This window comes from Steroidobacter sp., assembly GCF_036402275.1.
Taxonomy (GTDB): domain Bacteria; phylum Pseudomonadota; class Gammaproteobacteria; order Steroidobacterales; family Steroidobacteraceae; genus Steroidobacter.
In genome coordinates this window covers 138,914-145,988 of record NZ_DASWTF010000028.1, presented here as the reverse complement: position 1 = coordinate 145,988, position 7,075 = coordinate 138,914, and the positions used below count along the sequence as shown (strand labels likewise).

Here is a 7,075-nt window from a genome sequence, read left to right as displayed (position 1 = left end):
CACCGAGCATGCGCGGCTGTATTTTGATCTCATTCATCATCACCTCAGCGAGGCCGCCCGCCGGGCGTTACGCGATATGATGCCAGCGAATTACGAATATCAGAGTGACTTTGCCAGGAAGTACTACGGCCAGGGCAAGGCTGAAGGGAAAGCTGAAGGCATCGCGGATATAGTTGGCAAGCAACTCACCCTGCGTTTCGGTCCACTCGATGAAGCCACTCGCTCACGAATCGCTGCCGCGTCCAGCACCGAGTTGGAAGAGATCGCAAAACGTTTGCTGACAGCGCCCACACTCGACGCCGCCCTAGACCCTGCCGAAGACAGTGCTCACGCCAACACATAAGACTCATCGAAACGAATCGTTCTCGGTTTACCAGGACGACGCCCCGTTCCCGTGGTGACCGAACGAGTGTCCCGAGATGTCCGCCTCCCGTCGCAATTTAACACTCGGCATTTCCGTGGAAACGTCAACTGTTAAATTCGGGCGTAAGTTCTCGATCGAATCAATGCGGCCTTCCGCCGCCGGATGTTCGCCACTCCTGAATAGCGCGCATCGCTTTTTCGCCGAGCGCCTTGGTCAGGTCACGGGCCGAGTATTCATCGGCGAAGTTGTGGATGCGCGCTGCGAGATAGGAAAGATACAGCCGACCGATTGCGTGGTACTCGCGATATTCCTGCGGAGTCAATTCCACAAGAATGCTCCATTCAGCCGCCGAGCGCGTGACACGGGCGTCGATGTAATACCGGCCTGACTCCTCCAGGAGAAACCAGGTGTGGGGCTCGTGGTCAGAGACCTTCATGCTACGTGACTACATCCCGACTGAGATTGCGTGGAACGAGGGTACTACGCGAAGAACGCTGCATCTACTTACATCTTATCCGCGTCGATGATCGCTTTAGCGAACGCCTGCGGCGCTTCCTGCGGCAGGTTGTGGCCGACGCCGCCGGTGATGTTGCGGTGTTCGTACTTCCCCGAGAACTTCTTGGCGTAAGCCGCCGGATCCGCATGCGGAGCGCCGTTGGCGTCGCCTTCCATCGTGATCGTCGGCACGCCGATGGTCGGGAACGCCGACAGCTTCTGCTCGTACTGGTCGTACTGGGATTCGCCCTCGCCCAGGCTCAAACGCCAGCGATAGTTGTGGATGGCGATCGCCACGTGATCGGGATTATCGAAGGCAGCCGCGGATCGCGCAAAGGTCTCGTCGTCGAACTTCCACTGAGGCGAAGCAGACGTCCAGATCAAACGAGCAAACTCACGCGTGTACTTCCGGTAGCCAGCTTCGCCGCGCTCGGTCGTGAAATAGTATTGGTACCACCATTGCAACTCGGCTTGCGGCGGCAACGGATTGCGATTCAACGCCTGGCTGCCGATGAGATAGCCGCTCACCGCGACGAGCGCCTTGCAGCGCTCGGGCCAGAGCGCCGCGACGATGTCGGCGCTGCGCGCGCCCCAATCGCAGCCGCCGATAACGGCCTGTTTGATCTTCAGCGCATCCATCAGCGCGATGACATCGAGCGCGAGCGCCGCTTGCTGGCCATTGCGGAACGCATTCTGCGAGAGGAATCGTGTCGTGCCATACCCGCGCAGGTGTGGAACGATGACTCGATAGCCTGCAGCAGTGAGCAGCGGCACGACATCGAAGTACGTGTGAATGTCATAGGGCCAGCCATGCAACAGGACGACCGGCTTGCCGCGCGGATCGCCCGCGTCGACGTAACCGATATTTAAGACGCCGGCGTCGATCTGTTTCACCGAGGTAAACGATTTCAAGGGACCACCCTTCTGTGTGGGAGAGTTGCCCGAGCCACCAGTGTTGGCCCGAGCCGTCAAAGGCAGTTGCGACGCGAGCAACGAAAGCGTGGCCGCGCCGAGCAGATCGCGGCGATTGCGGTTCAGTGGGTCAGACATGAAATGCGCTCCTCTTTATCATGCGCACTGAGTGTCGATCGCAGCCGGCACCGCGAACGTTTCGTTAGAATCGGCGGGCGCGTCGATGCGTAACGCCCTCGCCATGTTCACCAGATCAGCCAGGGACTCCGCCTGCATCTTCCGCATCACCTGCCCGCGATGAACCTTCACCGTGATCTCGGAAATGCCGAGTTCGACGGCGATGTTCTTATTCATATGCCCGCGTACGACGTACGTCATGACTTCGCGCTCGCGAGGGCTGAGTCGCTCATACTTTTCCTGCAGCAGCAGCCGCTCTGACTCCCGCTCGCGCTGTGTGGTGCTGAGTTGCAGCGCCTGCCGAACCGCATCGAGCAGCAGCGCTTCGTCGACGGGCTTGGTCAGCACTTCGACCGCTCCTGCCTTCATCGCGCGAACGATGGTTCGCGCGCTCGGATTGTCGGCGATGAAGATGACAGGAACGCCGCGGCGATCGGCGAGCAGCGACTGCAGCTCCAGCTCATCGACGTCGGAGCGCGGCAGATCGAGGATGAGGCACGCAGGCCCGGCGGCCAGCTGCGGCGAAGGTAACGTTTTCGCGTTCGCTGACATACGATGGCCGCCTCAAGCGAGCTCGATGCTGACCGCGATGTTGTTGCGAGTCGCCCGCGCATACGGGCAAGTCTCGTGAGCCGCCGCCAGCAGTCGCTGCGCGACTTCGCGATCGACGCCAGGCAGCGACACGGTGAGGCGTGCAGCGAGCTCATACGCATCGCCGCGCATGCCGAGATCGACTTCGGCATCGACCGCCGGCGAGGTAGGCAGCGAAATTTTCATCTTGCTCGCGGCAATCTTGATCGCGCCCATGAAGCACGCAGACCAGCCCGCGGCAAACAGTTGCTCCGGATTCGTGCCATCGCCCGTGCTGCCGGGCTGAGTCAGGCGGACATCGAGACGACCATCGGAGCTGCGCGCCGAACCGTCGCGCCCTCCCTGGGTGTGGGTCCGAGCAGTGTATAGAACTTTATCGAGCGGCTGCATGGTCCGATCTCTGCAAAAGGTGACGATTGCATCCTCTCGCAGGCGGCCTCGCAAAGCCCGTTAGCTGTTGTTAAACGTTGTGAGGCGTCAAACTTCCAGCAGTGTTCGCCCCCGCGTCTCCGGCAGCACGACTGCGGCGGCTAACACGAAGCCATAGGCGCACGCGACATACAGGCCAATGGCCGGGCCGACGCCAAGGCGCTCGATATTTCCGCCGACCAGCACGGGCGTCACACCCGCGACGCCTCGACCCAGGTTGTAGCAGAAGCCGAGCCCGGAGCCGCGCAGCTCCGTGGGGAACAGTTCAGTAAGAATCGGACCGACGACAGAGAACATGCCGGTCGCGACGAAGCCGAGCGGGGCGCTGAACAGCAACAGCGACATCCCCGTCAGTGGAAACTCGGCGTATGTCAGCGCGAGCACGATGCCGCTCACGGCGAAACCCATCAGCGTCACTCGACGGCCCGCCTGGTCGCTGAGCCACGAACCGCCGACGTAACCGAAGAACGAGCCCAGGATCAACGCCGCCAGATACGGACTGCTGCCAGTGAGCGACAACCCTCGTTCGGCGCGAAGCATGGCCGGCCACCACGTCGCAATCGCCCAGTAGCCGCCGTGCATGCCCGACGCCAGGATGCTGCCTCGAAGGGTCGCACCCACGATCGGGCCGGAGAAGATAGCGCGCCATGACGAGCGACGCGTCGAGCTGCGAAATACCTCCGACTCCTTGAGCCGTCTACGGAACAGATACACGGCGAACGCCGGCAGAACTCCGAAGATGAAAGTCGCTCGCCATCCCAATTCCGGCGGCAACACCGACAACGCCACCGCCGCGATCGCGGCCGCCAATCCCCAGCCGACGGCCCAGCCGCTTTGGACCATTCCCACCATGCGGCCCCGGATGTCCGGCCGGGCCACCTCACCGACGAACACGACGCCCACCGCCAGCTCGCCGCCGAAGCCGAGTCCCTGCAAGGCGCGCGCGATCAATAACTGCTCGAAATTATCCGCGAGCGCGCACAGACAGGTGGCGATCGCGAACCATAACACGGTGATCTTCAGCAGGCGCACGCGACCGAACCGGTCGGCGAGCAAGCCCGCGATCCAGCCGCCGGCCGCCGACGATGTCAAAGCAACGGTGGCCAGCCATCCCGCTTCCGCATGACTCAGGCCCCAGACCGCGAGCAGCGCCGGCAACACGAACGAATACAGCTGGATGTCCATCGCATCCAGGCTGAAGCCCGAGAACGAGGTCCAGAAGGCCCGGCGAGCGTCGCCGTCCAAGGTGCGATACCATTTTGGTCTCATGCAGATCACATTCGGACCCTTCAGCCTCATCCCGGGCGAGCGCTTGTTAAAAAAAGACGGTGTCGCCGTGGAGATCGGCGGACGTTCGCTCGAGCTGCTGATGGTGCTGGTGGAACAGCCCGGTCGAGTGGTCCTCAAACATGAATTGCTGAAACGAGTCTGGCCCGGCGTGGTCGTCGAAGAAGGCAGCCTGCGCTTTCACATGGCGAGCCTGCGCAAAATTCTCGGCGACGGCGAAGACGGCGCGCGCTACATCGCCACCCAGACCGGCGTCGGTTACGCATTCGTCGCGCCTGTTGTCAAAGTGTCGCCGTCGCACACACCAAGAAGGAGCGCTGCTCCCACGACGGTCGGCAGTCTACCGGTGCGCCCGGCGCGCGTCATCGGCCGCAAGCACGAGATCGAAACGCTCAGCGACCGGATCACCGGGACGCAGTTGTTCACAATCGTGGGCCCTGCTGGAGTTGGCAAGACCACGCTCGCGGTCGAGATCGCGCATGCATCGTCGTCGCACTTCGCGGACGGCACCAGCTTCGTTGATCTGGCCACACTGCAGGATCCAGCGCTCATTCCCTCGGCGATCGCGGGCGTGCTCGGCATTCCGGTGCAGGGCGCGGATCCGCTGACGGTGATCCTCAACCACATCCGCTCGCGACAGTTGCTGCTCGTGCTGGACAATTGCGAGCACTTGATCGAAGCGGTGGCGAACATCGTCGAGCAGATCAAGGATGCGGCTCCCAAGACGAGCATTCTCGCGACCAGTCGCGAAACGCTGCGCGTTCGCGGCGAGCACGTGCATTGGCTGAATCCTCTCGACTATCCGGGCGATGCGACGGGGATGTCGCTCGACGAGTTGCTCTCGTATCCCGCCGTGGAGTTGTTCATCGAACGCGCGTCTGCCGGCAACAGCGCTCTCACGGTCGACTCGGAAGCCGCGCGAATGATTGCGGATATGTGTCGTCGCCTCGACGGCATGGCGCTGCCGATCGAGCTCACGGCGGGCAGAGTCGCGACTCACGGATTGCGCGCGACATCGAAGCTGCTGGGTGAATGGTTCAGTCTCGGCTGGACGGGACGACGCACGGCGGTGCCCCGTCAGCAAACGCTGCAAGCCACGCTCGACTGGAGCTACGACCTGCTCTCCGAATCGCAGCGGCGCACCTTCGAAAGACTCTCGGTGTTCCTGGGCCCCTTCACATTCGATGCAGCCCTGCACGTAGTGAGCGACGATCTCGTGACGACCGAAACCGCGGTCGCTTGCCTCGACGAGCTCACTGCGAAATCGCTCATCGTCCCGGACCGCTCGGGCGACGGCAGCTCCTATCGATTGCTGGAGATGACGCGCGCTTACGCGAAGAAACTGTTGCTTGCCCGCGGTAGCGATGAGCATCAGGCGGTCGCGCGCCGACATGCGGACTTCTTCACCGAAGTGCTCGATGCGATTCATCTGGCCGACATGAATCTCGAACAGGAAGCGCCACTGTTCTCGCACATGTTAGGAAACATTCGCAGCGCGCTGGAATGGAGCTTCGGTCCCGAGGGAGATGCGTTGCTCGCGGTGCGGCTGGCTGCGGTGAGCACACGCGCTTTCAACGCACTCTCGCTGCTGGTCGAGTGCCGAACGTGGTGCGAGCGTGCGCTCCGTCAACTCGACGAGCGGCATGTGGGCACCGTCACCGAGCTCGAGCTTCAAACGGCCCATGGCCTGTCGATGATGTTCACGCGTGGCAACACCGAAGCGGTCGATGCCGCTTTACGACGAGCGTTGGAAATCGCGACCGCGCTCGACGATCACTGGAGCCGCCTGCGACTGCTCGGACGGCTGCATATCTTCCATGAGCGTATTGGCGATTTCGAAAGCGCCCGCGCCTGGGCCGAAACCGCGATCCGGGTCGCCGATGTGATCGGCGAACCCGAAGCCACCGCCATCGCCGCGTCGCTTGCAGGAATATCGCACCATCTCGCGGGCGACCAGACGCGCGCACGTCGCGACCTCGAATTGTCCTTGCGACGGAGTCTGCCTTCCCTCCGGGGGCGCACCATTTGCTACGGCTTCGACCACCGCAATCGGTCGACGATCGCCCTTGCGCGCACGCTCTGGCTACAAGGCTACGCGGATCAGGCGAAACGGGTTGCTGAGCAGGCCGTGCAGGAAGCGTCGGGACTCGATCATCCGATTACCCATTGCATCGCGCTGATCTGGTCGCATTCGGTGCATCTGTGGCGCGGCGATCTGCCGCACGCGCAGGCAGGTCTCGAAACATTCTCGAACTACGCGGAAGTAAATGCGTTCGGCCCATACATCGCTGCCTCGGACGGTTTCCGAGGGCAACTGAGCATTCAGCGCGGGGAACCCGACAATGCACTCGACTTGATCGAGGACAGCCTCACTCGATTACACGCCGCCCGATATGACTTGCTGACGAGCACATTCGAGATCGCGCGCGCCGAAGGCTTGATCCTGCTCGGCCGATATCAGGAGGCGATCGAGCGAGTGAGCGCGACCATCGAACGGTGCCGCGCCAATGGTGAGCTGTATCAGCTGCCAGAGCTTCTTAGAGCTAAAGCGAACGCGCTCCGATGCATCGGCCCCGATCACGCCGACGAAGCCGAGAGAGATCTGCAAGAGGCGCTCGAATGCAGCCGCAACCAAGGCGCGCGAGGCTGGGAGCTGAGAGCTGCCATGGATCTCGCGCGACTCTGGAAGGACCGCGACCGTGTTGCCGACGCCACGGGCCTGCTGCGATCGGTGCGCGAATCCTTCACTGAAGGATTCGACACCGAAGATCTGCGCGCGGCGGATCGACTTCTGCAGACCCTGTCCGCGCGCCACTAGCA

At 62.5% G+C, this 7,075-nt stretch carries 7 protein-coding genes; 2 read left to right on the top strand and 5 right to left on the bottom strand.

What is annotated here, in order from left to right; translation table 11 throughout:
- Positions 1-343: DUF4351 domain-containing protein (locus VGD45_RS13390; protein ID WP_331155816.1), on the top strand; the 343-nt coding region annotated here is incomplete at its 5' end.
- Between the two features lie 160 nt (positions 344-503).
- On the opposite strand, the gene VGD45_RS13385 is transcribed toward VGD45_RS13390, so the two are convergent.
- The 5 genes from VGD45_RS13385 to VGD45_RS13365 form a co-directional block, all read right to left on the bottom strand.
- The gene (locus tag VGD45_RS13385; RefSeq protein WP_331155815.1) at positions 504-800 is read right to left on the bottom strand and encodes a hypothetical protein; all 297 of its coding nucleotides are present in this window, start codon (positions 798-800) and stop codon (positions 504-506) included.
- Positions 801-868: 68 nt separating this feature from the next.
- Positions 869-1,909 (bottom strand): alpha/beta hydrolase, encoded by a 1,041-nt coding sequence (locus VGD45_RS13380; RefSeq protein ID WP_331155814.1) that lies wholly within the window; start codon positions 1,907-1,909, stop codon positions 869-871.
- An 18-nt stretch (positions 1,910-1,927) separates the two neighbouring features.
- Entirely contained in the window at positions 1,928-2,500 is a 573-nt protein-coding gene (locus VGD45_RS13375; protein WP_331155813.1) for a response regulator transcription factor, read from the bottom strand.
- Positions 2,501-2,512: 12 nt separating this feature from the next.
- Complete coding sequence (locus VGD45_RS13370; protein ID WP_331155812.1) at positions 2,513-2,929, bottom strand: organic hydroperoxide resistance protein; 417 nt, start codon at positions 2,927-2,929, stop codon at positions 2,513-2,515.
- An 87-nt stretch (positions 2,930-3,016) separates the two neighbouring features.
- Positions 3,017-4,237, bottom strand: coding sequence for an MFS transporter (locus VGD45_RS13365; RefSeq protein WP_331155811.1), 1,221 nt, complete (start codon positions 4,235-4,237; stop codon positions 3,017-3,019).
- On the opposite strand from VGD45_RS13365, the gene VGD45_RS13360 reads away from it, so the two are divergent.
- Positions 4,236-7,073, top strand: coding sequence for an ATP-binding protein (locus VGD45_RS13360; RefSeq protein WP_331155810.1), 2,838 nt, complete (start codon positions 4,236-4,238; stop codon positions 7,071-7,073). The genes VGD45_RS13365 and VGD45_RS13360 overlap by 2 nt on opposite strands.
- The last annotated feature ends 2 nt before the right edge of the window (positions 7,074-7,075 follow it).

Excerpts from the sequence above, each read along its gene's own strand:
- VGD45_RS13385 (WP_331155815.1), bottom strand. The coding sequence starts at position 800 with ATGAAGGTCTCTGACCACGAGCCCCACACCTGGTTTCTCCTGGAGGAG.
- VGD45_RS13380 (WP_331155814.1), bottom strand. The coding sequence starts at position 1,909 with ATGTCTGACCCACTGAACCGCAATCGCCGCGATCTGCTCGGCGCGGCC.
- VGD45_RS13375 (WP_331155813.1), bottom strand. The coding sequence starts at position 2,500 with ATGTCAGCGAACGCGAAAACGTTACCTTCGCCGCAGCTGGCCGCCGGG.
- VGD45_RS13370 (WP_331155812.1), bottom strand. The coding sequence starts at position 2,929 with ATGCAGCCGCTCGATAAAGTTCTATACACTGCTCGGACCCACACCCAG.
- VGD45_RS13360 (WP_331155810.1), top strand. The coding sequence starts at position 4,236 with ATGCAGATCACATTCGGACCCTTCAGCCTCATCCCGGGCGAGCGCTTG.
- VGD45_RS13365 (WP_331155811.1), bottom strand. The coding sequence starts at position 4,237 with ATGAGACCAAAATGGTATCGCACCTTGGACGGCGACGCTCGCCGGGCC.